24 protein-coding genes are annotated in these 25,177 nt (G+C 65.4%); 16 read left to right on the top strand and 8 right to left on the bottom strand.

The genetic code is table 11. The annotated features are described in order from the left end of the window. Positions 1–51: 51 nt before the first annotated feature. From NX784_RS19760 to NX784_RS19740, 5 genes are all read left to right on the top strand, one after another. Complete coding sequence (locus tag NX784_RS19760; protein ID WP_258818407.1) at positions 52–1,818, top strand: cation:proton antiporter domain-containing protein; 1,767 nt, start codon at positions 52–54, stop codon at positions 1,816–1,818. Between the two features lie 34 nt (positions 1,819–1,852). Then, positions 1,853–3,121: a CaiB/BaiF CoA transferase family protein gene (locus NX784_RS19755; protein WP_258818406.1), complete on the top strand. Its 1,269-nt coding sequence runs from the start codon at positions 1,853–1,855 to the stop codon at positions 3,119–3,121. 482 nt (positions 3,122–3,603) lie between these two features. Beyond that, the gene (locus NX784_RS19750; RefSeq protein ID WP_258818405.1) at positions 3,604–3,930 is read left to right on the top strand and encodes a hypothetical protein; all 327 of its coding nucleotides are present in this window, start codon (positions 3,604–3,606) and stop codon (positions 3,928–3,930) included. Then, complete coding sequence (locus NX784_RS19745) at positions 3,887–4,117, top strand: hypothetical protein (RefSeq protein WP_258818404.1); 231 nt, start codon at positions 3,887–3,889, stop codon at positions 4,115–4,117. The genes NX784_RS19750 and NX784_RS19745 overlap by 44 nt, the downstream gene beginning before the upstream one ends. A 116-nt stretch (positions 4,118–4,233) precedes the next feature. Further along, a complete protein-coding gene (locus tag NX784_RS19740) occupies positions 4,234–5,295 on the top strand; it encodes an MORN repeat-containing protein (protein WP_258818403.1) in 1,062 nt (353 codons plus the stop codon). A 33-nt stretch (positions 5,296–5,328) separates the two neighbouring features. Here NX784_RS19740 and NX784_RS19735 read toward each other — a convergent pair whose 3' ends face one another. The 5 genes from NX784_RS19735 to NX784_RS19715 form a co-directional block, all read right to left on the bottom strand. Next, positions 5,329–5,655 (bottom strand): hypothetical protein, encoded by a 327-nt coding sequence (locus NX784_RS19735; RefSeq protein WP_258818402.1) that lies wholly within the window; start codon positions 5,653–5,655, stop codon positions 5,329–5,331. Between the two features lie 156 nt (positions 5,656–5,811). Continuing rightward, positions 5,812–6,690, bottom strand: a complete 879-nt coding sequence (locus tag NX784_RS19730; RefSeq protein ID WP_258818498.1) for a hypothetical protein — start codon at positions 6,688–6,690, stop codon at positions 5,812–5,814. Positions 6,691–6,707: 17 nt separating this feature from the next. Next, entirely contained in the window at positions 6,708–7,490 is a 783-nt protein-coding gene (locus tag NX784_RS19725) for an aldehyde dehydrogenase family protein (RefSeq protein ID WP_258818401.1), read from the bottom strand. Next, a complete protein-coding gene (locus NX784_RS19720) occupies positions 7,487–8,002 on the bottom strand; it encodes a hypothetical protein (RefSeq protein ID WP_258818400.1) in 516 nt (171 codons plus the stop codon). The genes NX784_RS19725 and NX784_RS19720 overlap by 4 nt, the downstream gene beginning before the upstream one ends. A gap of 25 nt (positions 8,003–8,027) precedes the next feature. After that, positions 8,028–8,318 carry a DnaJ domain-containing protein gene (locus NX784_RS19715; RefSeq protein WP_166859727.1) on the bottom strand — a complete coding sequence of 97 codons (291 nt, stop codon included), beginning with the start codon at positions 8,316–8,318 and terminating at the stop codon, positions 8,028–8,030. 200 nt (positions 8,319–8,518) lie between these two features. On the opposite strand from NX784_RS19715, the gene NX784_RS19710 reads away from it, so the two are divergent. From NX784_RS19710 to NX784_RS19690, 5 genes are all read left to right on the top strand, one after another. Further along, positions 8,519–10,267: a glutamine--tRNA ligase/YqeY domain fusion protein gene (locus NX784_RS19710; RefSeq protein WP_258818399.1), complete on the top strand. Its 1,749-nt coding sequence runs from the start codon at positions 8,519–8,521 to the stop codon at positions 10,265–10,267. Between the two features lie 180 nt (positions 10,268–10,447). Continuing rightward, the gene (locus tag NX784_RS19705; protein WP_258818398.1) at positions 10,448–12,301 is read left to right on the top strand and encodes a sensor histidine kinase; all 1,854 of its coding nucleotides are present in this window, start codon (positions 10,448–10,450) and stop codon (positions 12,299–12,301) included. Between the two features lie 291 nt (positions 12,302–12,592). After that, the gene (locus NX784_RS19700) at positions 12,593–13,849 is read left to right on the top strand and encodes a UCP032817 domain-containing protein (RefSeq protein ID WP_258818397.1); all 1,257 of its coding nucleotides are present in this window, start codon (positions 12,593–12,595) and stop codon (positions 13,847–13,849) included. A gap of 249 nt (positions 13,850–14,098) precedes the next feature. Next, positions 14,099–15,952 (top strand): sensor histidine kinase, encoded by a 1,854-nt coding sequence (locus NX784_RS19695; protein ID WP_258818396.1) that lies wholly within the window; start codon positions 14,099–14,101, stop codon positions 15,950–15,952. Positions 15,953–16,144: 192 nt separating this feature from the next. Further along, positions 16,145–17,338 carry a UCP032817 domain-containing protein gene (locus tag NX784_RS19690; RefSeq protein WP_258818395.1) on the top strand — a complete coding sequence of 398 codons (1,194 nt, stop codon included), beginning with the start codon at positions 16,145–16,147 and terminating at the stop codon, positions 17,336–17,338. A 104-nt stretch (positions 17,339–17,442) separates the two neighbouring features. On the opposite strand, the gene NX784_RS19685 is transcribed toward NX784_RS19690, so the two are convergent. Both NX784_RS19685 and NX784_RS19680 read right to left on the bottom strand, forming a co-directional pair. After that, the gene (locus NX784_RS19685; protein WP_258818394.1) at positions 17,443–17,709 is read right to left on the bottom strand and encodes a hypothetical protein; all 267 of its coding nucleotides are present in this window, start codon (positions 17,707–17,709) and stop codon (positions 17,443–17,445) included. A gap of 111 nt (positions 17,710–17,820) precedes the next feature. Beyond that, a complete protein-coding gene (locus tag NX784_RS19680; protein WP_258818393.1) occupies positions 17,821–18,729 on the bottom strand; it encodes an NAD-dependent epimerase/dehydratase family protein in 909 nt (302 codons plus the stop codon). 12 nt (positions 18,730–18,741) lie between these two features. Between NX784_RS19680 and NX784_RS19675 the strand changes: the two genes are divergently transcribed. From NX784_RS19675 to NX784_RS19655, 5 genes are all read left to right on the top strand, one after another. Continuing rightward, on the top strand, positions 18,742–19,770 hold the full coding sequence (locus NX784_RS19675; RefSeq protein ID WP_258818392.1) for a CDP-6-deoxy-delta-3,4-glucoseen reductase: 1,029 nt from the start codon (positions 18,742–18,744) through the stop codon (positions 19,768–19,770). Between the two features lie 122 nt (positions 19,771–19,892). Then, positions 19,893–20,636 (top strand): methyltransferase domain-containing protein, encoded by a 744-nt coding sequence (locus NX784_RS19670; RefSeq protein WP_258818391.1) that lies wholly within the window; start codon positions 19,893–19,895, stop codon positions 20,634–20,636. Between the two features lie 189 nt (positions 20,637–20,825). Beyond that, positions 20,826–22,091, top strand: coding sequence for an MFS transporter (locus tag NX784_RS19665; RefSeq protein ID WP_258818390.1), 1,266 nt, complete (start codon positions 20,826–20,828; stop codon positions 22,089–22,091). Beyond that, the gene (locus NX784_RS19660; protein WP_258818389.1) at positions 22,091–22,789 is read left to right on the top strand and encodes a DUF1345 domain-containing protein; all 699 of its coding nucleotides are present in this window, start codon (positions 22,091–22,093) and stop codon (positions 22,787–22,789) included. Before NX784_RS19665 ends, NX784_RS19660 begins: the two co-directional genes overlap by 1 nt. 73 nt (positions 22,790–22,862) lie before the next feature. After that, a complete protein-coding gene (locus NX784_RS19655) occupies positions 22,863–23,237 on the top strand; it encodes an HPF/RaiA family ribosome-associated protein (RefSeq protein WP_258818388.1) in 375 nt (124 codons plus the stop codon). Positions 23,238–23,274: 37 nt separating this feature from the next. Here NX784_RS19655 and NX784_RS19650 read toward each other — a convergent pair whose 3' ends face one another. After that, positions 23,275–24,087 (bottom strand): helical backbone metal receptor, encoded by an 813-nt coding sequence (locus tag NX784_RS19650; protein ID WP_258818387.1) that lies wholly within the window; start codon positions 24,085–24,087, stop codon positions 23,275–23,277. Between the two features lie 110 nt (positions 24,088–24,197). Here NX784_RS19650 and NX784_RS19645 point away from each other — a divergent pair, with 110 nt between their 5' ends. Continuing rightward, the gene (locus NX784_RS19645) at positions 24,198–25,151 is read left to right on the top strand and encodes a GGDEF domain-containing protein (protein WP_258818386.1); all 954 of its coding nucleotides are present in this window, start codon (positions 24,198–24,200) and stop codon (positions 25,149–25,151) included. Positions 25,152–25,177 lie beyond the last annotated feature (26 nt).

Below are 25,177 nucleotides of genomic sequence, written 5' to 3'. Positions count from 1 at the left end.
CGAGCCGCGAACGTCTACAATTGGCCGGTCGTCATCCACCGAGGCCATCCCGTGCAAGAGCAACACGCCTTCCCCTTCCTGCGCGAAATCCTGCTGTTCCTCGCCCTTGCCGGCATCCTGATCCCCCTGCTGCAGCGCCTGCGCATCAACCAGGTGCTGGGCTTCCTCGCCGTCGGCGCCCTGCTCGGCCCGTTCGGTCTCGGGCGCATGGCACAGGACGTGCCGCCGCTGGGCCTGTTCACGTTCCCGAACAACGACAACGTCGCGATGCTCGCGGAGCTGGGCGTGCTGTTCCTGATGTTCATGATCGGCCTGGAGCTCTCCGCCGCCCGCCTGTGGGCCATGCGGCGCTGGGTGTTTGGGACCGGGAGCGCGCAAGTGCTGCTGTGCGCCGCGCTGATCGGCGGCGCAGCGTATGTCCTCGTCGACGGGCGCATCGACGCGGCGCTCGTGCTGGGCCTCGTGCTGTCGCTGTCGTCGACGGCCGTCGTGATGCAGCTGCTGGCCGAGAGCCAGCGCACGGCGAGCCCGCTCGGCCAGGCCGCGTTCGCCGTGCTGATGCTGCAGGACCTCGCCGTCGTGCCGATCCTGATCCTCGTCGAGGCATTGAGCAAGCACGGCACCGCGGGCGACACGAACGTGGCCATCGTCGCCCTGCTCGCGATGGCGAAGGCTGCGATCGCCATTGCCCTCATCTACCTCGTCGGCGGCAAGGTCGTGCACCCGCTGTTCCGCGCGTTTGCACGTCATCGCCAGCCGGACGTGTTCATGGCCCTGATCCTGCTGTCGACGTTCGGCATCGCGGGCCTGTTCGCATTGGCCGGCCTGTCGATGGCGCTGGGCGCGCTGATCGCCGGCCTGCTGCTCGCGGAGACGGAATTCAAGCACGAGGTCGAGCTGATGGTCGAACCGTTCAAGGGCCTGCTCATGGGCCTGTTCTTCATGACCGTCGGCATGGGCATGGACGCGCTCCAGATCGTGCACGCCCCGTTGTGGCTCGCCTGCGCCGTGCTGGGGCTCGTGACACTGAAGGGCCTCGTCATCGCGCCGCTGCTGCGCATCTCCGGCCTGCCGTGGGGCCGCGCGATCGAAGGCGGCCTGCTGCTGGGCCAGGGCGGCGAATTCGCGTTCATCGTCATCGGCTACGCGGTCGCATCGAAGCTGCTGGACGGCGCCCTCGGCGCACGCGTGATGCTCGCCGTCGGCCTGTCGCTGTTCATCACGCCGCTGCTCGCGCGGCTCGGACACGCGATCGGCGAACGGTGGGCCGAACGTGCGCGTACCGAGCAGGCGCGGCATGACGAGGGCGAACTGGACGAAGCGCGCGGCCGCGTGATCATCGCCGGCTTCGGGCGCGTGGGACAGCAGCTGGCCAAGCTCCTCACCGCGCAGAACATCCCGTACGTCGCGTTCGAGAACAATGCGAAGCTCGTGTCGCAGCTGCACGCGGCCGGGGTGCCCGTCTACTTCGGCAACGCGTCGCGGTCCGAACTGCTGCGCCGCGTCCATGCGGCGGATGCGCCTGCGATCGTGCTGACGATGGACCATCCGACGTCGGCACTGCAGGCCGTGCGCGGCATCCGGCGCGAATTCCCGGAGGTGCGCCTGTACGCGCGCTCGCGCGACGAGAAGCATGCGCGCGCCCTCAAGAAGGCCGGTGCCGACGTCGTCGTGCCGGAAACGCTGGAAGCGAGCCTGCAGCTGTCGGCGTTCGTGCTCGAAGGGATGGGCCTCGACGAGCGCATCGTCGACGACATCGTCGACCGCGAACGCGACCAGTTCGCGGCCGCCCTCGACGACACCCCGGGCCACGTATAATCCGCGCCGGGAACAACCAACAATCGGAGACCAGATGGCATTCCATCCGAACGGACCCCACGAAGGTCCGGACCATCGCCTGCAAGGGGCACTCGGCCACATCCGCGTGCTCGACCTGTCGCGCGTGCTGGCAGGGCCTTGGTGCTCGCAAAACCTCGCCGACCTCGGCGCCGACGTCATCAAGATCGAGCGCCCCGGCGCCGGCGACGACACGCGCGCGTGGGGCCCGCCGTACGCCCCCGACGCCGCCGGCCATCCGACGACGGAAGCCGCGTACTACCTGTCGGCGAACCGCGGCAAGCGTTCGGTGACGGTCGACATCGCCAGCGACCGGGGCCAGGCGCTGCTGCGCGAGCTGGTGCGCCAGTGCGACGTCGTGATCGAGAACTTCAAGGTCGGCCACCTCAAGCGCTACGGCCTCGACTACGACACGCTGAAGGCGATCAAGCCCGACCTCGTGTACTGCTCCATCACGGGCTTCGGCCAGGACGGCCCGTACGCGCACCGTGCCGGCTACGACTTCCTGATCCAGGGCATGGGCGGACTGATGTCCGTGACGGGCGAGCGCGACGACCTGCCCGGTGGCGGCCCGCAAAAAGTCGGCGTGGCGCTGACGGACCTGATGACCGGCATGTACGCGACCGTCGCCGTGCTCGCTGCCCTCACCCACCGCGACCGCACGGGCGAAGGCCAGCACATCGACATGGCGCTGCTCGACACGCAGGTCGCGATGCTGGCAAACGTCGGCAGCAATTACCTGAACAGCGGCAAGCGGCCCAAGCGCTGGGGCAATGCGCACGCGAACATCGTGCCGTACCAGACGTTCGCCTGCAGCGACGGCCACATCATCGTCGCCGCCGGCAACGACGGGCAGTACCAGAAATTCGTCGACGCGGGCGGCCGGCCCGAACTGGCACGCGACCCACGCTTCGCCACGAACCCGCTGCGCGTGCAGAACCGCGACGTGCTCGTGCCGCTTCTCGCCGACATGGTCCGCGAGCGTCCGCGCGACGAATGGATCGCCATGCTGGAAGCCGTGGGCGTGCCATGCGGACCCATCAACGATCTGGACGAGGTGTTCGCGAACGAGCAGGTGCGCGCACGCGGCATGGAGATCGCGCTGCCGCATCCGACGGCCGGCGCCGTGAAGCTCGTGCGCAGCCCGATGCGCATGTCCGCGACACCTGCCACGAGCGACAAGGCGCCGCCGCTGCTGGGCGAGCACACGGACGACGTCCTGCGCACGATGCTGGGCAAGTCCGACGAGGAGATCGCTGCCCTGCGCGCGGGCGGCGTCGTCTAGTACCGCCTTTATCACCACTGCACGCCGCCGGCCTCGCATGCCGAGCGGCGTATACGCCTCTTTCCCTTCCTTCACGCCTGCCCGCCGCGGCATACCGCCGAGGCCTTTCACTGCCATTTCGTCATCATCAAATTTTGATGAAGATCGCATCAAAAAAATACTTGAAACCTGCGCGAGACGGTCTATAGTGAAGTCGTACGAGCGATCGTGCCGCTGACAGCAACGGTGCTGGCAGTGAAATGGAAAGGACAAGTATGGGAAATGTAACGCTGCTTATTTCGGCCTCAAGCCGAATATGAATCAGAAGTAACCTCTGCTGCGACATGCACAACATGTCGATTGCCTTGCAACAGCCCTTTACCTTGGCAGTGCGTTGTAGCCGTATTAACGCGTGTGCTCCAGAAGCTGTTGAATGTTGCAGGCAAATGAACAGGTAAAGTGGCAAAGCTTCTGGTGTGCCCCTCCCTACGCAAAGGGCCGCCATGAAGAAGAAGTACGAAGTGAAGGCTGGTGACGACTTCGACGTGATCAACGTTACTGTAAAAGGTAAGACCGAAGGCGTTGTCGTTACCGTGAACGTCAACAAGTCTTCTGAGAAGAAGGGAGAGCCCGCACGTTGGGACTGGAAAGTTGTAGCCGTAATGGCTGCGGCCGTACTGGTTTTCTCCTCAGGGGCATACGCCGCAATCTCCAAGGATTACACCATCTTCGATCAAGTGATGGATGTGGTCGCAAGCGGATTGCAGCATGCATTCGAGAAAAGTGATGCTGCCGAAAAAGCCGACAAAAACGACGCGGGTACAACTTGAATTACCGGAACGTTCGTATGAACGCCTCAACTCCTTGAAGGAGAAAACCGAGGCCGCTTCCTATGCGGAAGTGTTAAAGAACGCCCTGCGCTTATACGAAAGCCTGATAAGCCAGGTCGATGCCGGAAAGCGCCTGTATCTCAAGGACGCTACAGGCAATCTGATCGAATACGAAGTCTTTGTTTGAGTTGCCCTGCCCCGCCGGAAGCGGTAGGGCAACTCCTTGCCTACTTACATTGCTGCGTTGACAACAAACGTCGTCGCATGGATCATGGCGTGTCGAATGACTTTCGAGACTGCGCCATGATCCCCGCCCGCATCCTGCTCGTCCTCGCCGCGTCCGCCTGCGCACCCGCACTGGCGCAAGAGACATCCGCCTGGATCGGCGCGCCGGATTGCCGCCTCGCCCCTGTCGAACCCGCACCCGCGCAAGCGCCGTCCTGGCACGGCGGCTGCAAGAACGGGGTCGCCGACGGCAAAGGCACATTGGAATGGCAAAGTGCCTCCGGCAAACGCTATCGCCTGGAAGCGGTGCTGGCCGCCGGCCAGGTGCAAGGCGAAGGCACGCTGCACTATCCGGATGGCGCGCAATACATCGGCACTCTCAGGAACGGCATCCCGGACGGCCGCGGCTATTTCCGGAACGCGGACGGCGACCAATACGAAGGCGAAGTACGGATGGGCGAGGGCAACGGCAAGGCCGAACTGTTGTACGCCAACGGGAACGATTACAACGGCGAATTCAAGAACGGCAAGCGCGATGGATTCGGTGTCATGACGTGGACTCTCGGCGGCCGCTACGAAGGCGGCTGGAAAGACGACAAGCCCCATGGTCCGGGCAAGATCGTCTACGCAGGCAACACGGGACGCGAGGTGGCCGTGCAGGACGGACGGGATCCGGCACGGAAACGCGGCGCTGAATCCAGCAAAACGTACACGGTCAAGGAAGATCAAGCTGATACCGGGACGTGGATCCGGCGCGACATTGCCTACCGCATTCCGGTACCGCCCGATCTTGGCTTCAAGGAGTTGTCGCCGGAGCAGCAGGCGGAAGTCGCCAGCTGGTATCCCGCACTCGCCCCAGGCGACGAGCCGCCTTATCCGGTCAATGGTCCGGCCGAGTTCTACAAGGCGATGTCCCACGTCGTACGCAAGACGGGCATGAAGGGGGATATCACCGTGTACGTGCTGGTTGGCGCGGACGGCAAGGTGCGCAGCGTTACCGCAGTCGGCCTTGACGATGCCGAAGTGCGCAAAATTATCGCCACCGCTGCCGGCCTCGTCCAATACAAACCGGCCGTCTGCGCCGGGCATCCGTGCGACATGGCTTACCCTTATCGCCTCGGGCTCGAGGTGAAACATTGACCGCCACGGCCCGCGCCACGGCGGCCACGCACGTCAGTGCAGCTTGTGCTTCAGGTCCGACAGCTCCGCGTGCACGCGGGTGACGGCCGCTTCCAGGTGAGCCGGCATCGTCGGCAGCGAGCGGCTGATGCGCTTGGCTTCGTCGCCCATGTCTTCCAGGTTGTCCACGCATTGCTGGATGCGCCGCTGGTCGTTCGACTGCATGACGCTCTGCGCCTGCTTGGCTTCGCGCGACAGTTTGTCGATCACGTTGCGGATTTCGTCCGGTGCGTCGCCGGCCTGCTTGCAGGCCTGCTCGGCTTCCTGGATGGTTTGCTGAATATGAGTGAATCGCTGCTGGATTTCGTTTGCTTGCAACATGACGTACTCCTTGCATTGATGGCTCGTGTCCGCATCCGACTGGAGATGCGGGGCTGGAGCGCAATGGTAGTCCTGTTGGGAGTCGGGGGGCGCACGAACCGTATTGACGAGTTCGGCGCCTCGCTCACGAAATGCCGGATTTGATGATTCAAGCGATTAAGGATACTCGGCATCGAGCTCGGAGCCCGCGTAGTTCTCGAGTTCCACGAACAATTCCTTCAGCGGCACCTTGGCCGCGATGTTCTGCAGCAGGAGGCTGTGGCGGTAGCTGTCGATGCGGTCGGCGACGACGGCCCGGTGCGGCGCCGGGATGTGTTCCAGCAGCGCGGCCCAGCCCGCCTCGAAATCGGGCTTGCCCTTGCGGACGGCCTGCACGAAGCGTTCGAATTCCTTCTGCCCCGTGCGCGCGACGACGCGCCCGCTGCCTTCGATGCCGAAGACGATCGCGAGCGCGATGACGCCTTCCGCGTTCAGGTCCGGATCGTTGACGGGGCCTTCCCAGTGATGCCGGCGCAGCCATTGCGCGGCGCGCACGACGGCCTGCACGTCCTGGCGCTGCTTCAACTGGCCAAGATACCGTTCGTAGCCGGACCACGTCTCGCCCGGGTCGGCTGTGCAGATATCGACGAACAATTCCTTCAAGCGGCGCTGCGCGTACACGGGGTCGTTGTCGAATTCGCCGACGAGCGTGTCTTCCGGCAGCGCCGCCAGTTCGCGGATCAGCCGGAAGCCTTGCTGGAACACGAATTCCGCACCCTCCTCCAGCAGTACGTCCAGCGCGTCCAGGTCGCCCTGTTCGTCGTCGGTCTCGACCAGATGCTCCAGGCCCAGCGACACGCCGCCGATGGTCAGCAGCTGCGCGCGCTGGATGCCTTCGGCCGTGCGGTCGTTGGTGAACTTCTCGGCCACCATCGCCGTGATGCCGGCGAGTTCGTCGGCGAGGCCGGCGGCCTCGTCGGCAGTGGCGTGCTCGGCGAGCAGCCGGATCGCGCGGATCAGCCGCGGCAGTTTTTCGATGACGATTGCGGGCAGCATCGTGGTAGCGCGCTCCGTCACGAGAAGATGTCCGTGCCGATGCTGCGGCGGCCGCTGCGGCGCGGCATGCTGCGCACGGACGGCACCTGCTTGCGCAGGCGGTACAAGAGTTCGCGCGTGCCGCGCTGCTGGAAGTCCGTTTCCTCGTCCGGATCGTCCGGCAGCTCGACGTCAGCGAGGTCGGCCGTGTTGCGGTAGTCCGGGAACAGTTCCAGCAGCGAGCGCTGCCAGCCGTCCTCGCTGGCCTTGGCCAGGTCGACGGCGAGCGGCACGATGTCGCTGTCGGAGGTCGTGTGCACGTTGATGTGCGGGCCGCGCACGTTGATCTCGCCGGCCACTTCGAGGATCTCGCGCGGCGCCAGCGACCACACGATGGCGAACGCCGTCGCGCCGTAGTCCGTGGCCGACGCCTCGGCCAGCAGCTCGTGGCGGCGGTCTTCGTCGTCCGTCGCGTAGACGACGCCGTGGATGTGGTTGAACAGGTTCTCGGCGATGCGCTCGGGATCGTCCTCGATCATGTCGTCCGGCCACGTGGCGGCCAGGTACGCGAGGCTCTCGGCCCATGCCTTCGGCGGCACGAGCAAGGTGGCCAGCGACGTCTTGGCGCCGTCGAAACCGGCGAGGTGCAGCGCCGTCACCTGCGGCGGCAAGGTGGACAGCACCTCGGCCACGGCATAGTCGCCATGCTCGTCGGCGGCCTGCGACAGCGCCTCCTCGGCGTGCTGCAGCGAGCCGGCCAGCACGAGGTCGCCGACCTGCTTGGTCAGCGCGGGCAGGTTGGATTTGTTGTCGTCGCTCATTCGCGGTCACCTCCATCCTGGTCGAACAACTGGGTGAAGTCGTCGCCGGCGGCCGACTCGTCGAGCTCGTCGTCGTCGCCTTCGTCATCCTTCGCGAGCTGGTCGAGCGACTGGTCGTCGTCTTCCCAGCGGGCCTGGTTCTTGTACAGGAACGCCGTCACGATGGCCTGGCGCGCCAGTTCCGGATGGTTGTCGCAGATGGCGGCATACATCGCGCGGCCCTCGTCGTCGCCGTCGCAGTTGGCCATGGCAAAGACCTTGGCCGGGTCACCGCCTTCGTAGTCGTAGGCTTCGCGGATCAGGCCCTTCGGATCGGTGAAGCGGATGCGGTCGACGAGCGCGAACGCCATCAGGTTGACGTCGTCCAGCCCGTCGCCGTTCGCGTATTCCGAGACGAGGGCCTGCACCATCATGTCGTAGTTCTTGCGGTTGGGCGGGTCGCCCAGCGTGCCCTCGATCTGTCCTTCCAGTTCGCGCGACTGGAAGGCGAACTCCGGATGTACTTTTTTCATGTCTGACTCGTATTCTGGTGGGTGTTCAGGCGGCCACGTTCACGCCGTTCAGGGCGAACAGGGAGCGCCACAGTTCGAACGCCTCCGCTTCCGCGTCGAGGACGATGCGGTGGTTCACGCTCTGGTCGTATTCCGCGCGCTTGACCGGGTCGGCCAGGACTTCATAAGCCTTCGTGACGGCCTTGAAACGCGCCTCCGCGCCCGGCGCCTGGTTGCGGTCCGGGTGGTAGCGCATCGCGAGCGAACGGTAGACCTTCTTGATGTCGTCGTCGCTGGCATTCGGCGCGACGCCGAGGATCGCGTATAAATTTTCCACTTGGAACTCTCCGGCTGTGGCCGAAAAAACATTAAACCGAGATTATCCTATAGAAAGCGCCAACTTGACAGGCCGCAGACGACGATGCCTCCCCAGTATGCGGATGGCCCCACGCGCGGACAGTGCGCTTGACCACATAGCGGCCCCGATGCCGCTTCTACGGTAAAATGCCGGGAATCATTCCCATCCAACACGGCTTCATGAGTAACGAGAAAAACACCACGACGGCCACCCCGTCGCCGAATTTCGTCCGCGCGATCGTCGAATCGGACATCGCCTCAGGTACCCACGCGCGTGCCGACATGCCGTCCGTGATCACGCGCTTCCCGCCGGAGCCGAACGGCTACCTGCACGTGGGCCATGCCAAATCGATCTGCCTGAACTTCGGCCTCGCACGCGACTACCAGGGCCGCTGCCACCTCCGTTTTGACGACACGAACCCGGAAAAGGAAGACCAGGAATACGTCGACACGATCATGGACAGCGTCAAGTGGCTGGGCTTCACGTGGGAGCAAGGCGGTCAGGAATACCTGCACTACGCCAGCGACTACTTCGACCAGCTGTACGCGATGGCCGAATACCTGATCCAGAACGGTAAAGCTTACGTCGACAGCCAGAGCGCCGAGGACATGTCGAAGAACCGCGGCAACTTCGGCACGCCGGGCACGAACTCGCCGTTCCGCAACCGCCCCGCCTCCGAATCGCTGCAGATCTTCCGCGACATGAAGGCCGGCAAGTACAAGGACGGCGAACACGTGCTGCGCGCGAAGATGAGCGAAGACGCGATGTCGTCCCCCATCATGACGAACCGCGACCCCGCGCTGTACCGCATCCGTCACGCGCACCACCACCGCACGGGCGACAACTGGTGCATCTACCCGATGTACGACTACACGCACCCGATCTCGGACGCGCTGGAAAACATCACGCACTCGCTGTGCACCCTGGAATTCCAGGACCACCGCCCGTTCTACGACTGGCTCGTCGACACGCTGGCCGACGGCGGCTTCTTCGAGCGCCCCGTGCCGCGCCAGTACGAATTCGCGCGCCTGAACCTGACGTACGTCGTCACCTCCAAGCGCAAGCTGCGCCAGCTGGTCGATACGGGCGTCGTGAACGGCTGGGACGATCCGCGCATGCCCACGATCGTCGGCCTGCGCCGCCGCGGCTACACGCCGGAATCCATCCAGCTGTTCTGCGAGCGCATCGGCGTCTCGAAGGCGGACGGCTGGATCGACATGAGCACCCTGGAAGGCTCCCTGCGCGACGACCTCGACCCGAAGGCCCCGCGCGCCGTCGCCGTGCTGCGTCCGCTGAAACTCGTCGTCGACAACTTCCCGGAAGGCGAGACGGTCGACTGCAGCGCCCCCGTCCATCCGCACCATCCGGAATGGGGCACCCGTTCGTTCCCGTTCTCGCGTGAACTGTGGATCGAGCAGGAAGACTTCATGGAAGTGCCGACCAAGGGCTACCACCGCTTCACCCCGCCCATCGACGACAAGCCGGGCTCGCGCGTGCGCCTGAAGTACGGCTTCGTGGCAGAGTGCACCGGGTTCGACAAGGATGCGGACGGCAACGTCACCGCCGTGCACGTGAACTATTTCCCGGACTCGAAATCGGGCACGCCGGGCGCGGACACGTACAAGGTCAAGGGCAATATCACGTGGGTCAGCGCCACTCACGCGCTGGAAGCCGAGGTGCGCCTGTACGACCGCCTGTTCCTCGACCCGCAACCGGACGGCGGCGGCAAGGATTTCATGAGCGTGCTGAACCCGAACGCACTGGAAACCGTCACCGCCTACCTGGAGCCGGGCCTGGCCCAGGCCGCGCCGGACCAGCGCTTCCAGTTCGAGCGCCACGGCTATTTCGTCGCCGACCGTGTCGACTCCACGCCGGGCAAGCCCGTGTTCAACCGCGTGACGACGCTCAAGGACAGCTGGGGCAAATAAGACGGTCCCAATTGATCTAGCACAAGCCCGGCTCAATCCATGAGCCGGGCTTTTTTTTTACAATTTTGTCCTATCGGCAACCCTTCAAACTGCTAGGTCCATCCCGCGCGCGACGCGAGTAAGTTGCAATTTGTCAACTTTGCTCCGCCGGAGAGGTCCGGCGCCACCTTCGGAAAAACCATGCCCCCGGTTCTGCGCGACGCATTTTCCGTCACCCGGTTCTCGTTCTGGACGGGGGTGCTGCTGTCGTCCGTCATCGGCAGCGTGGCGTACGTGGTCACCCAGCGCTCGATCGAAAACAACGCACAGGAACGCTTCGTCAACCACGCGAAGTATGCGCAGAGCGTCATCAGCGTCCGGATCAAATCCTATACCGACGTGCTGCGCACGGCCGGCAGCATGATCCAGAGCACCGATGTCCTGAGCCACCGCAAGTTCCACGAGTATGTCAGCGGGTTGAACCTCGCGCGCAACTACCCGGCCATCGATTCGATCAATTTCGCGATCCTCGTCACGGACGCGCAGCGCGACGTGTTCCTCGCCGAATTGCGCACGGAAATGCGGGACGTCGTGCACCTGGCGGCTCCACTGGACATCAGCCCGCCGGGCAGGCGTCCGTCCTACTTGGTCGTGTCGTACATCGAGCCGGACCTGTCGACACCCGGCCACTACGGCACCGACCTGGCGGCCAACCGCTATTTCAGCCGCCAGCTGGACGAGTCGCGCGACCACGGCACGTTGTATGCGTCCGGCACGCCGATCCTCGCGCTGTCCGGGCCCAACGACACGCACCTGGGCATGCGCATGCCGATCTATCGCATCGGCGCCGCGCCCGTCACGGCCGAACAACGCCGTGCGGCGTACACTGGCTCGCTCGGCATCGCGTTCAGCGTTCCGAAACTGCTGCATGGCGTGATGGACGAGGTCCCGATCCGGGGACTGCGCATGACGCTGTACGACATCGGCCCGGGGCTCGACGCCCGTGGCCGCGATACCGCGGGGCTGCCGCGCACCTTGTTCGACAGCCTGGGCACGCACGTCGATCCGGCCCCGGCGCCGGCGGCCGGCGCGGACACGTTTTCCGTGACGCTCCCCCTCGACTTCAACGGCCGCACGTGGAAGACGACCTACTCGGCGCCGAAGGCCTCGCTGTACACGGAATTCGACACGTATTACCCGAAGCTGATGATGGGGTTCGGCTTCCTCGGCTCGATCCTGCTGTACGCGCTGCTGCAGACGCTGACGTCGTCGCGCCGCGCCGCCCTCGCGCTCGCGCAGGAGATGACGAGCGAACTGCGCGAAAGCCAGAGCAAGCTGCAACTGTCGCACCAGAAGCTCAGGCGCCTGGCCGACCACGCCTACCAGATCAAGGAAATGGAGCGCAAGCGCATCGCGCGCGAGATCCACGACGACCTCGGCCAGAGCCTGCTCGCGCTGCGCATCGAGGCCGAACTGCTGGCCGGACGCACGCAAGGCACGCACAGCCACCTGCACAAGCGCGCCCGCGCCACGCTGCTGCAGATCGACACGACGATCAAGAGCGTGCGCCAGATCATCAACGACCTGCGTCCGACGGTGCTCGACCTGGGCCTGTCGGCGGCGGTCGAGTGGCAGGTCAACCAGTTCCAGCGCCGCACGGGCATCCAGTGCGACATCCAGGACGACCACGGCGAGATCGCCCTGCCCGACCACTGCGCGACGGCGTTCTTCCGCATCCTGCAGGAGTCGCTGACGAACATCGTGCGGCACGCGAACGCGACGCGCGTGAAGGTGGAGTTGCGCCTGAACGGCGGCTGGCTGTCGCTGACGGTGCGCGACAACGGTTGCGGCCTCCCGCCGGGCGGGCGCAACAAATATGGATCGTTCGGCCTCGTCGGCATCGAAGAGCGCATCGTGATCCTCGGCGGCACCTGCGCCGTGTTCAGCGAGCCGGACGGCGGCACCACGGTGACCGTGTCCGCGCCCGTCATTGGACAACAGGACCAGCCTGCACATTCGCCTCTCGAGCAAGGCACGGGCTCTTCCGTCATCTGATCCACCTCCTCGTACCGTCCCCATCGCTTATCCCCGTTGGATAGGGCCTACCCGATCTTTCGCATTTTGCATATCCACTTAGGCAACAAATGTTGTTTCTTTGATAAATATCAATAACTTAAGGAATTGCCTCATCTACATTGATCACATGTAAGACACATCCACAAATCGCGTCAGAAGTTGCCGGATGTCATCATGTGCTTTAAGGAAATGTTGTTCGCAGGCAGTCGCTTCACCACAAACCATAACTAGGGAAAGCTGTACTTTTAACTACACATAATGAGGATAATCATGAACGCCAACGACCTGTTCAACTCCGTGATGCAACTCGACCTGGAACCGATCAAGACGAAGCTGATGCACGGCCCGTCCGGCGAAGGCTGGAGCCTGGAAAAAGCCAATGCCGTCGAAAAGGAATACCGCCGTTTCCTGTGCCTGATGAAGCTGTATCCGGACGAGGACACGGCACCGCTGGTCGACGTCGACACGTTCTGGCATTACCACATCCTCGACACGATGAAATACGCCGCCGACTGCGAGCAGGCGTTCGGCTACTTCCTGCACCACTATCCGTACGTCGGCATGGGCGACGAAGACGACGAGCAATTCCGCCTCGACAGCGGCGACCGCATGCGCGAACTGTACGAAGCCACGTTCGGCGATGCTTACCCGGGTGCGCTGGCCGCGCCGGCCGCGGACGACGCAGCGCGCGACGGCCAGATCGCGACGACTGCCGTCGCCGCCTACTGCGCGAGCCCACGCGTCGAGGCGGCTTACTGCGCGAGCCCGCGTATCGATACGGCTTATTGCGCCAGCCCACGCATAAAAGCGCAAGCCCGCACCGGCGAAGGCGCGACGTCTGCAACCGCCTACTGTGCCAGCCCCCGGACCAAAACCGCATACTGCGCCAGCCCACGTGTCGAAGCGGCTTATTGCGCCAGCCCGCGTGTCACGGCACAGGCCCGCACCGGCGAAGGCGCGATGTCTGCGACTGCCTACTGCGCCAGCCCGAGGACCAAAACCGGCTACTGCGCCAGCCCACGCGTCGAAGCGGCTTATTGCGCCAGCCCACGCATCAAGGCACTGGCCCGCACCGGCGAAGGCGCGACGTCTGCGACCGCATACTGCGCCAGCCCGCGTACCGAAACGGCCTACTGCGCCAGCCCGCGCATAAAAGCGCAAGCCCTCACCGGCGAAGGCGCGACGTCTGCAACCGCCTACTGCGCCAGCCCGCGTACCAAAACCGCCTACTGCGCCAGCCCACGTGTCGAAGCGGCTTATTGCGCCAGCCCACGCATCAAGGCACTGGCCCGCACCGGCGAAGGCGCGACGTCTGCAACCGCCTACTGCGCCAGCCCGCGTACCAAAACTGCCTACTGCGCCAGCCCACGCGTCGAAGCGGCGTATTGCGCCAGCCCACGCGTCAAGACGCAAGCCCGCAACAGCGAGCGCGCCGTGTCGGCGACCGCCTACTGCGCCAGCCCCCGCACCGAAACGGCATACTGCGCGAGCCCGCGTACGAGGGCCGAGGCAAGCGTGGCCGCGTGATTCGATCCGGGGTGCCGCGGCATCCCGTCCCCTCCGCGCGGGCGATTCCGCCCGCGCCATACGATCCGCCCGTATCCCGGACGGATTTATTCGTTTACGATCATGTCTTGAAGCAGCGCAAAGCCATTCTTTCGGCTGTAGGAACAACTCTTCGAACTGCTAGGTCCGTCAGGCACCCAAGCCAAGTAATTTCAACAAATTAACAATGCATAACGGCGCTGCCGCAACACACCCTTGGAAAACGCACTCATGGCGACGACACTGAGAGACGCATTTTCGGTCACCCGGTTCTCGTTCTGGGCCGGCGCCCTGCTGTCGTCGCTCGTCGGCAGCCTCTTGTACATGGTCACGGCCCATTCGATCGAAGGCGACGCCGAGGCGCGGTTCGTCAATCACGCGAAGCACGCGCAAAGCGTCATCAGCGTCCGGCTCAAGTCGTACACGGACCTCCTCCGTGCGGCAGGCAGCATGCTGCAAAGCTCGGACATCATGACGCACCGCCGCTTCCACGAATACGTGCGCGGGTTGGAATTGCCGCGCAATTATCCGGCCATCGACAGCATGAATTTCGCCGCCTACGTCACGGAAGCCGACCGGGCCGCGTTCATGGACGACCTGCGCGAGGAAATGCGGCGCCACCTCGGCAGCGATGCGCAACTCGACATCTCCCCGCCGGGCATCCGCAAGGACTATTTGCCGATCGCCTATTTCGAACCCGATCCGGACAAGCCCGCGCTGTACGGCATCGACTTGTTGACGAATCGCTACTTCAGCAAGCAGCTGATGGATGCGCGCGACAACGGCACGCTGTACGCCGCCGGCACGCCGATCCCCGCGCTGTCCACGCCGAACAACATCTACCTGGGGATGCGCACGCCGGTGTACCACTTCGGCATGCCGCTCGACACGGTGGAAGAGCGCCGCGCAGCCTACGTGGGCTCGCTCGGCATCGCCTTCAATATGCCGAAGCTGCTGCACGGCGTCATCGACGAGATCCCGATTTCCGGCCTGCGCATGACGCTGTACGACATCGGCTCCGGCGTGGACGTGAACGGGCACGATGCGTCCGGTCACCCGCAGGCGCTGTTCGACAGCCGGGGCACGCACGCGGACCCGACGCCGGCGCTCGACAGCGGCGACGACGTCTTCACGACGACGCTGCCGCTGAACTTCAACGGCCGTCCGTGGAAGACCGTCTACAGCGTCCGCAAGGCGTCGCTGTACACGGAATTCGACACGTATTATCCGAAGCTGATGATGGGGTTCGGCTTCCTCGGCTCGATCCTGCTGTACGCGCTGCTGCACACGCTGACGTCGTCGCGCCGCGCCGCCCTCGCGCTCGCGCAGGAGATGACGAGCGAACTGCGCGAAAGCCAGAGCAAGTTGCAGCTGTCGCACCAGAAGCTCAGGCGCCTGGCCGACCACGCCTACCAGATCAAGGAAATGGAGCGCAAGCGCATCGCGCGCGAGATCCACGACGACCTCGGCCAGAGCCTGCTCGCGCTGCGCATCGAGGCCGAACTGCTGGCCGGACGCACGCAAGGCACGCACAGCCACCTGCACAAGCGCGCCCGCGCCACGCTGCTGCAGATCGACACGACGATCAAGAGCGTGCGCCAGATCATCAACGACCTGCGTCCGACGGTGCTCGACCTGGGCCTGTCGGCGGCGGTCGAGTGGCAGGTCAACCAGTTCCAGCGCCGCACGGGCATCCAGTGCGACATCCAGGACGACCACGGCGAGATCGCCCTGCCCGACCACTGCGCGACGGCGTTCTTCCGCATCCTGCAGGAGTCGCTGACGAACATCGTGCGGCACGCGAACGCGACGCGCGTGAAGGTGGAGTTGCGCCTGAACGGCGGCTGGCTGTCGCTGACGGTGCGCGACAACGGTTGCGGCCTCCCGCCGGGCGGGCGCAACAAATATGGATCGTTCGGCCTCGTCGGCATCGAAGAGCGCATCGTGATCCTGGGCGGCACCTGCGCCGTGTTCAGCGAGCCGGACGGAGGCACGACGGTGACCGTGTCCGCACCTGTCATCGGCGGCCCGGAACAGCCGGTGCTCGACCTGATGGAACGCGGATCAAGCTCGTCAGTTATTTGATCTCTATCAAGCCTGATGCTCTATTTATCCCTCGCGGATGCGGCCTACTATGCCGATTTGGTATCGCCTAGCGGGCTAAGCAATAAATGTTGTTTCTTTGATAAATATCAATAAGACCCTCGATTGCCTCGTCTACATTGAGCACGTGTAAGACAAATCCGCGAATCCACCAAGGATTTGCCGAATGTCATCGTGCGCTCCACGGAAATGTTGTTCGCCCGCAGCCAATCCACCGCACAAACCAACACCAGGGATAGCAGTACTTTAACCAAACATATGAGGATGACTATGAACGCAAACGACCTGTTCAACTCCGTGATGCAACTCGACCTGGAACCGATCAAGACGAAGCTGATGCACGGCCCCTCCGGCGAAGGCTGGAGCCTGGAAAAAACCAATGCCGTCGAAAAGGAATACCGTCGTTTCCTGTGCTTGATGAAAATGTATCCGGACGAGGACACGGCACCGTTGGTCGACGTCGACACGTTCTGGCATTACCACATCCTCGACACGATGAAATACGCCGCCGACTGCGAAAAAGCCTTCGGCTACTTCCTGCACCACTACCCGTATGTCGGCATGGGCGACGAAGACGACCAGCAGTTCCGCCTCGACAGCGGCGACCGCATGCGCGAACTGTACGAAGCCACGTTCGGCGACGCCTACCCGGGCACGGTCGCCGCGGCCGAAGCGGCATCGGACGGCGTAGCCACTGCATTCTGCGCCGGTCCGCGTCCGAGTTCGGACGTCGCGTTCTGCGCCGGCCCGCGCCCGAGTTCCGATGTCGCCTTCTGCGCCGGTCCGCGTCCGTCGGTCAATGCCGCCGCAAAGGGCACCGACACTGCGTTCTGCGCAGGCCCGCGCCCGAGTTCCGATGTCGCCTTCTGCGCCGGTCCGCGTCCGTCGGTCAATGCCGCCGCAAAGGGCACCGACACTGCGTTCTGCGCAGGTCCGCGCCCGAGTTCCGATGTCGCCTTCTGCGCCGGTCCGCGCCCGTCGGTCAATGCCGCCGCAAAGGGCACCGACACTGCGTTCTGCGCAGGCCCGCGCCCGAGTTCCGATGTCGCCTTCTGTGCCGGTCCGCGTCCGTCGGTGAAGACCGCCGCAAAGGGCACCGACACCGCGTTCTGCGCCGGACCGCGTCCGAGCTCCGACGTCGCCTTCTGCGCCGGTCCACGCCCGTCGATCAAGACCGCCGCAAAGGGCACGGACACCGCGTTCTGCGCCGGACCGCGTCCGAGTTCCGATGTCGCCTTCTGCGCTGGCCCGCGTCCATCGGTCAAGACCGCCGCAAAGGGCACCGACACCGCGTTCTGCGCCGGACCGCGTCCGAGCATGAACGTCGCATTCTGCGCCGGTCCGCGTCCGTCGGTCAGCGCAGCCTGAGGCAACGGGCCGGCCACGTCCGGCAGCTTGTCCCGGCGCCGTCGACTCCCTCATGGGGCGGCGCCGGCCTGATCCGCCCACCTGGGCGGATTTTTTTCGTGGGATCAGATCGGGCTGGACAGCGCGCCCTCGGCCCTGAGCATCAGCGCGCGCAGCTCGCGGATGCTGTAGTCGGACACCTCGTGCATGCGCAGCAGCAGCGTGGCGCCGATCGGCAGCGTGTTGTGGCGGATCTTGCTGATGACGGGCGGCGCCACTTCCAGCACGCGCGACAGCGCGGCGTCGTTCTTCAGCCTGAGCTTGTTGATGATGGCATCGAGCACCCGGTTCGGGTCATACTCGGCGCCCTCCGGGATCCTTCTGATGGGCATAGGTCGTCCTTCGGCATGAGCCAGTTTCGGGAAATTGATTCTTTATATGATGGTCACTCTACGGCGACCCCGAATGATACATGGCCCTGTTGCGAAATGCTTAAGCCGCCCTTATGCAGACGTTGCGGACGTCGCGCGGGCCAGTGCCGCGACCGTCTCTTCCACGCGCGGGTGCAGCAGGCGCGCCCGCAATTCCGTCACGAGGCGGCGATTGTCCAGCTGGCGCGATTCCGACATGAAGGACAGCAGCATCGGCGACACGGCCTGTTCCAGGTCGGCCCGCGCCAGCCGCGGTGGCCGGGGCAGGCCGAAGGCATCCGCCACGACGTCGAAATAATCGCCCATCTTGAGGCGGCTGTCGTCCGACGCGTTGTAGACGCGCCCCGGCCGCGCGCGGAACAGCGCCAGCGCGCACAGGCGGGCGAGGTCGTCCGCGTGGATGTGGTTCGTGTAGACGTCGTCCTCGCGCGCGAGCGCGGGTGTGCCCCGCTGCAGGCGCTCGATGGGCAGGCGGTCCGCCGCATAGATGCCGGGCGCGCGCAGGATCGCCACCTTGCCGCCGCTCGCCACGGCCCAGGCGCGCAGCACGCGTTCCGCGTCGACGCGCCGGCGCGCCCTCGCGTTGCGCGGCGCGACGGGCGTCGTTTCGGGCGTCGCCGCACCGCCGCGGTCGCCGTAGACGCCCGTGGTGCTGACATAAACGACCCCTGCGCCGTCGGGTAGAATGGCGGTCAAATTGCGCGTGCGCACATCGAGCGCACCGTCCGGCGGCGGGGGCGCCAGGTGCACGACCCGCTGCGCCAGGCCGGCCAGGCGCTTCAGCGTTGCGGGCCGGTCGAGGTCGGCCACGACGGGCACCGCGCCCGCGGCGCGCAGTGCCGCGCAGCGCGCCGGCTGGCTCGTCACGGCAAACACGCGAAAACGCTCACGCACCAGCGGCAGCAGGCGCATGCCGACATCGCCGCAGCCCACGATCAGCAGGCGCGGCTTGTTGAACCCGATTTTGTTTTTTGTATTCATTCCGAGGATTGTATGACGTTTCAGATCACTGTCCAGCCCAGCGGCCATCACTACGACTGCGACGCCGACGAAACCGTGCTCGCGGCCGCGATCCGCTCCGGCATCGGCCTGCCCTACGGCTGCAAGAACGGCGCCTGCGGTTCCTGCAAGGGCAAGGTCGTCGAAGGGACGATCCACCACAAGCCACATCAGGCGCGCGCCCTGTCCGAGCAGGAAAAACTGCAGGGCTTTGCGCTGATGTGCTGCGCCGTGCCCGAAGGCGATCTCGTGATCGAAGCGCGCGAAGTGGGCGGCAGCAGCGAATACCCCATCCGCAAGATGCCCACGCGCGTCATCGCCATCCGCCGCGCCGCGCCGGACGTGGCCATCATCACCTTGCAGCTGCCAGCCAACGAAGCCCTCGCCTACCGCGCCGGCCAGTACATCGAATTCATGCTCAAGGACGGCAAGCGCCGCGCCTACAGCATCGCGAGCGCGCCGTCGCTGGGCGGCCCCATCGAACTGCACATCCGCCATCTGCCGGGCGGCGTGTTCACCGACCACGTCTTCTCGACGATGAAGGAGCGCGACATCCTGCGGTTCGAAGGTCCGCTGGGCACGTTCTTCCTGCGCGAGGAGTCCAGCAAGCCGATCGTGCTGCTGGCGTCGGGCACCGGCTTCGCGCCCGTCAAGGCGCTCGTCGAGCACATGATCCACCTGAAGTCCGAGCGCCCCGTGTCGCTGTACTGGGGCGGACGCCGCCCGCAGGACCTGTACATGCACGACCTGTGCGAGCAATGGGCGCGCGAGCTGCCGGATTTCACGTACGTGCCCGTCATCTCGGACGCGCTGCCGGAAGACGCCTGGACCGGACGTACGGGCTTCGTCCACGCGGCCGTCATGCAGGACGTTCCCGACCTGTCGAACCACCAGGTGTATGCGTGCGGCGCGCCGATCATGGTCGACTCCGCGCGACGCGACTACGTGGACCGCTGCGGCCTGCCGGCCGACGAGTTCTACGCCGACGCCTTCACGACGGAAGCCGACCTGGCCCAGCCCTGACGGTCCTCCGGGCACGCACGATATGCAGATTCGATTCCTGTATATCTCGACAAGGATTTGCGGTATGTTCCCGTTTGCCCCGGCCGCACCGGCCGGTTCCCAAACAAGAAAGGGTCAACACCATGCATAAGACGCTACGCCGTGCCCCTGTCCTGCTCGCCATGTCCGCCGCCCTGCTGGCGGGCGTCCTCCCCGCCCATGCGGCCGACCCGGCCGGCAACAAGTGGCAATCCGTCCTCGCCAGCCCGCTGCGCAGCGACGAAGACCGCAAGGCCGACGAACACCGCAAGACGGGCGAATTCCTGTCGTTCGCAGAAGTGAAGCCGGGCATGAAGGCGCTCGACGTCGCGTCGGGCGGTGGCGCCACCGCCACGCTGCTGGCGGCCGCCGTCGGCAGCAAGGGCGAAGTCTGGGCCCAGAATCCCAAGGCGAATCCGAAGCTGGAACAGCGCCTTGGTCAGTCCACCTTGCCGAACCTGCACGCCGTCGTGGCGGACTTCAATGACCCGGTCCCGAAAGGCACGCCGCCGCTGGACCTCATCACGATCAACATGTCGTACCACGACATCGCGAACACCCCGACCGACCGCGCCGCGATGAACAAGCGCCTGTACGACGCGCTGAAGCCGGGCGGCCATCTGGTCATCGTCGACAACGCGGCCAAGAAGGGCGCGGGCCTCACCGCCACCAAGACGCTGCACCGCATCGACGAGGACACGGTCGTCGACGAGGTGACGAAGGCCGGCTTCAAGGTCGACGCCAAGAGCGACTACCTGCGCGCCCCGTCCGACCCGCGCGAGAAGCCGTTCTTCGAGATGAACGGCGCACCGGACGACAAGTTCGCGGTCCGCTTCGTCAAGAAGTAAGCACGCCATGTCGGTAGGGTGGACGGCTTGCCGTCCACGCGGTGATACGCGCAATTCAATGCGTCGCGTCCGTGCCGATGTCCGTTGAACGCGTGGACGGGAGACCCGTCCACCCTACGTAATGAGCGGCGCCCTTGAACATCGGGCACAATGGAGGTTGGCATTCCTGCCTTATCCTCACTTCAACCTATGTCCGTGTTTTCCCCGACAGGCCGCCTCGCGGTCCTGCGCAACCGTAACGTTTCGTTCTACCTGTCCTCGCGCTTCCTCGGCACGCTCGCCGTCCAGATGCAGAGCGTGGCCATCGGCTGGCAGGTCTACCAGATCACCCACAGCCTGTTCGACCTCGGCCTCATCGGCCTCGCCCAGTTCGCGCCGTTCCTTCTGCTGATCCTGTGGGCGGGCCACGTGGCCGACACGCACAACCGCCGCAAGATCATCCTCGCGTGCATGAGCACGCAGTTGCTGTGCAGCCTGCTGCTCGCCGCGTTCACGCTGTCCGGCAGCACGACCGTGTGGCCCGTCTATGCCGTGCTCGTGCTGTTCGGCAGCGCGCGCGCCTTCATGCAGCCCGCTTCGCAGGCCGTGCTGCGCAACCTCGTGTCCACGCAGGACTTCTCGCAGGCCGTGGCATTGAGTTCGTCCACGTTCCAGGTGTCCGTCATCGCCGGCCCCGTGCTGGGCGGCCTGCTGTACGTGTTCGGGCCGAACGTCGTGTATGCCGTGTCGAGCACCCTGCTGGTCGTGGCCGTGCTGCTGATGGCCGGCACGAAGAGCGCACCGCAGGCGCGCAACAAGGCGCCCGTCAGCTGGCACACGCTGCTCGAGGGCCTGCGCTTCGTGTGGTCGCGGCCGATCGTGCTGGGCGCCATCTCGCTCGACCTGTTCGCCGTGCTGTTCGGCGGCGCCACCGCCCTGCTGCCCGCGTACGCGCACGACGTGCTGCAGGCCGGCCCGACGAGCCTCGGCCTGCTGCGCACGGCCCCCGGCGCGGGCGCCACGATCTGCTCGATCGCGCTGGCGTTCTGGCCCATCACGCGCAAGGTCGGCGCGTGGATGTTCGGCGGCGTCGCCCTGTTCGGCGCGGCCACCGTGACGATGGGCCTGACGACGAGCTTCCACGTCGCCCTCGTCGCCCTGTTCCTGCTGGGCGCCGGCGACATGATCAGCGTGTACATCCGCCACCTCCTCGTCCAGTACGAGACGCCGGACGAGATCCGCGGCCGCGTCAGCGCCGTGAACGCCGTGTTCATCGGCGCCTCCAACGAACTGGGTGAGTTCGAGTCCGGCCTCACCGCGAGCTGGCTCGGCCTCGTGCGCGCGATCGTGTTCGGCGGCGTCGCCACTCTGGTCGTCACGGGCACGTGGATGAAGCTGTTCCCCGTGCTGTCGCGCATGGACCGCTTCCCGCACCACGACACCGACCCGGCCGCCGCGACGGCAAAGGCAGGATGATGGACAAGCCCTTCCGGCACGACGCGCGCCCGCCGAAGGAGCCCGGCTTCCTCGTGCGCTTCATCCGCAGCCGTCCTTACCTGCTCGGCGCCTCGCTGCTGGGCGTCGTCGTCGGCATTCTCGTCCCGGGCCATTACAGCGACGTGCGCCGCTCGCTGATCGGCTGGAACAGCGGCGTGTGGCCGTACCTGCTGACGATGACGTGGACGATGTTCCGCGCCGATCACAGCCGCGTGCGCGCCATCGCGGAGCGGCAGGACGAACGGGGCGGCGCGGTGCTGGGCGCCGTCATCGTCGGCGCGATCCTGTCCGTGTACGCCATCGTGACGGAGCTCGCGAACATGAAGGAAGCGTCGGAGCACGTGAAGGCGCTGCACTACGGGTTCACGGCGCTGACCGTGATCGGCTCGTGGCTGCTGGTTGGCGTCATGTACTGCTTGCACTACGCGCATATCTACTACACGGCCGACAAGCACACGCTGCCGCTGGAATTCCCCGACAAGCACACGCAGCCGAACTACTGGGACTTCCTGTACTTCTCGTTCACGCTGTCCGTCGCCGTCCAGACGTCGGACGTGACGATCAAGACGCGCGCGATGCGCAAGCTGGTGCTGGGCCATTGCGTGCTCGCGTTCTTCTTCAACCTGATCATCCTCGGCCTGTCGGTGAACATCGCGGCCAGCCTCATCAACACCTGAAGGCGTGCGGAACGCCCGCTTTTCCGCGGAGCGGGTAACATCGATGCAAATGTGTTCACTTTTGGAGGAGTTTATGGAAGTTAATGTCAACACCGACAACACCATCCAGCGCCACCAGGGCCTCGACGAGCGCGTCCGCACGCAGGTCGAGGAAGCGATTGCCCGGTTCGGCGACCACGTGCGCCGCGTCGACGTCCACCTCTCGAACGAAAACAAGGAAAAGCACGAGGACGGCAGCAACTACTGCATGATGGAAGCGCTCGTATCCGGCTATGCGCCCGTCGTCGTGCACGCGCATGGGGATAACCTGGCGCAGTCGATCGCGGGCGCCGTCACCAAGCTCAAGCGCGCCCTGGACAGCGCCATCGGCCGCCTGAACGACAAGAACAAGCGCGAACCGCTGCCCGTCGACGCCCTGTCCGACAAGGACCTCACGAGCGATTCCTGATCGCCCCTTCGGCCCGGCGCCGCGCCGGGCCTGCGCTTCAGCCCGTCCCTTCGACCATCGCGCGCACCGTGCGCAGATAGCGCAGCCCGGCCAGCGCCCGGCTGCCGTACCACGACATCATCTCGCCATCGACGAGCAGCACGGGAATCCCCAGCTGCCGTTCCAGCGCGTCCGCATGCGCCTCCGTGAAGCGGTAGGGCTCCGTCGACAGCAGCACGGCGTCGAGGCCGGCGACGAGGTCCTGCGACCACGCAAAGCGCGGATAGCGGTCCGGGCCCAGGTCCGGCACGTGCCAGCCCAGCTCGGACAGCATCGCGGCGATGTACGTCCCGTCCGATACCGTCATCCACGGATCCTGCCAGATGCAGTACAGCACCGTGCGCGCGGGTGCGGGCGGCAGCGCGCGCAAGGCCGCGTACTCGGCCTCGAAGTCGGCGCACCAGCGCGCGGCGGCATCTTCCGCGCCGAAGATGCCGCCCATCAGCCGCGCCAGATGCACGTTGTCGCGCGGCGCGTTCGGGTGCGTGACGACGACGTGCGGCACGAATGCCGCGAGCTTGTCGACGGTCGGCTTTTCGTTTTCGTCCATGTTGACGACGACGTGCGTGGGCGCGAGCCGGCGGATCTTCTCGACGTTGACGTCCTTCGTGCCCCCGACCTTGGGGATGGCCGCGACGACGTCGCGCGGATGGACGCAGAAGCCGGTGCGGCCGACGAGCTTGCCGGCCAGGCCGAGGTCGCACAGCAGTTCGGTGATCGACGGGACGAGGCACACGATGCGCGCATCGGGCGCGGGCGCGTGCCGTGTGCCGAGCGCGTCGGTCAGGATCGGATCGATAGCGGTAGTCATGTCGCCATTGAAACACTGTTGTTTATCGGCGCCAAGCGTCGCCTTGGTGTTTCGTTCAGGTATCATGCGAGGCTGTCAATATAAGTTGTTGCCCAGAAGTTTTACATTCCATGATTGTGTCCGGCACATTCGGTGCGTCCTCGTACAGCATCCGCGACCTGCAGCTCTTCCGCGACGCCGACGGCCCCGCCGTCGCGCAGGCGCTCGCCGCGTGCCGGCTCGTGCGGCTGCCGCGCGGCGAGGCGCTCGAGGACGGCCTGCGCGCCCGCCTGTACATCCTGCTCGCGGGCAGCCTCGCCGTGGAGGCCGCGCTGGGCGAAGGCAATGTCGACCGCATCCTGCCCGGCGAAAGCGTGGGCGAGCAATCCGTGCTGGACGATGCCGCCAACCTGGACGCCATCGTCGCGCTGGAAGACAGCGAACTCCTGGTGATCGAGCCCGACCTCGTGTGGCAACTGATCGAGAGCCACAACGGCGTGGCGCGCAACCTGCTGCGGCTGCTGTCGTTCCGCATCCGCGCGACGAACGCGCGCCTGCGCCGCCGCCAGAAACTGGGCGAGTTCTACCGCCAGCTGTCGCTCAACGACGCCCTCACGGGCCTGTACAACCGCGCCTGGCTGAACGACGCGCTGCCAAAGCTCGTCGCCCGTGCGCGCCAGGAAAACGGTCCGCTGTCGCTCGTGATGATCGACCTCGACCACTTCAAGCGCTTCAACGACACGCACGGCCACATGGCGGGCGATGCTGCCCTGGTTGCTGCCGCCGGCGTGATCCGCGCGGGACTGCGCCCCACCGATTTCGCCGTGCGCTACGGCGGCGAGGAGATGATGGCGATCCTGCCGGCCACGCCGCAGGCCCAGGCCGTCGTGGTGGCGGAGCGCCTGTGCGCGCGCATGCGCGAGACCATCGTGTTCGACGACATGCGCCTGCGGCTGCCGCACATTACCGGCTCGTTCGGCGTCGCCACCTTGGTCGCCGGCCAGGACGAACGGGGCCTCATCGAGGCGGCCGACGCGGCGCTGTACCGCGCCAAGGAAGCGGGCCGCGACCGGATCGGTACCTGAACCCCGCATTTGGTTCCGCACGCCGG

The organism is Massilia pinisoli (genome assembly GCF_024753285.1).
Lineage (GTDB): Bacteria > Pseudomonadota > Gammaproteobacteria > Burkholderiales > Burkholderiaceae_D > Telluria > Telluria pinisoli.
Note: the sequence above shows the minus strand (reverse complement) of the source record. Positions and strands in the feature narration are given on the sequence as shown.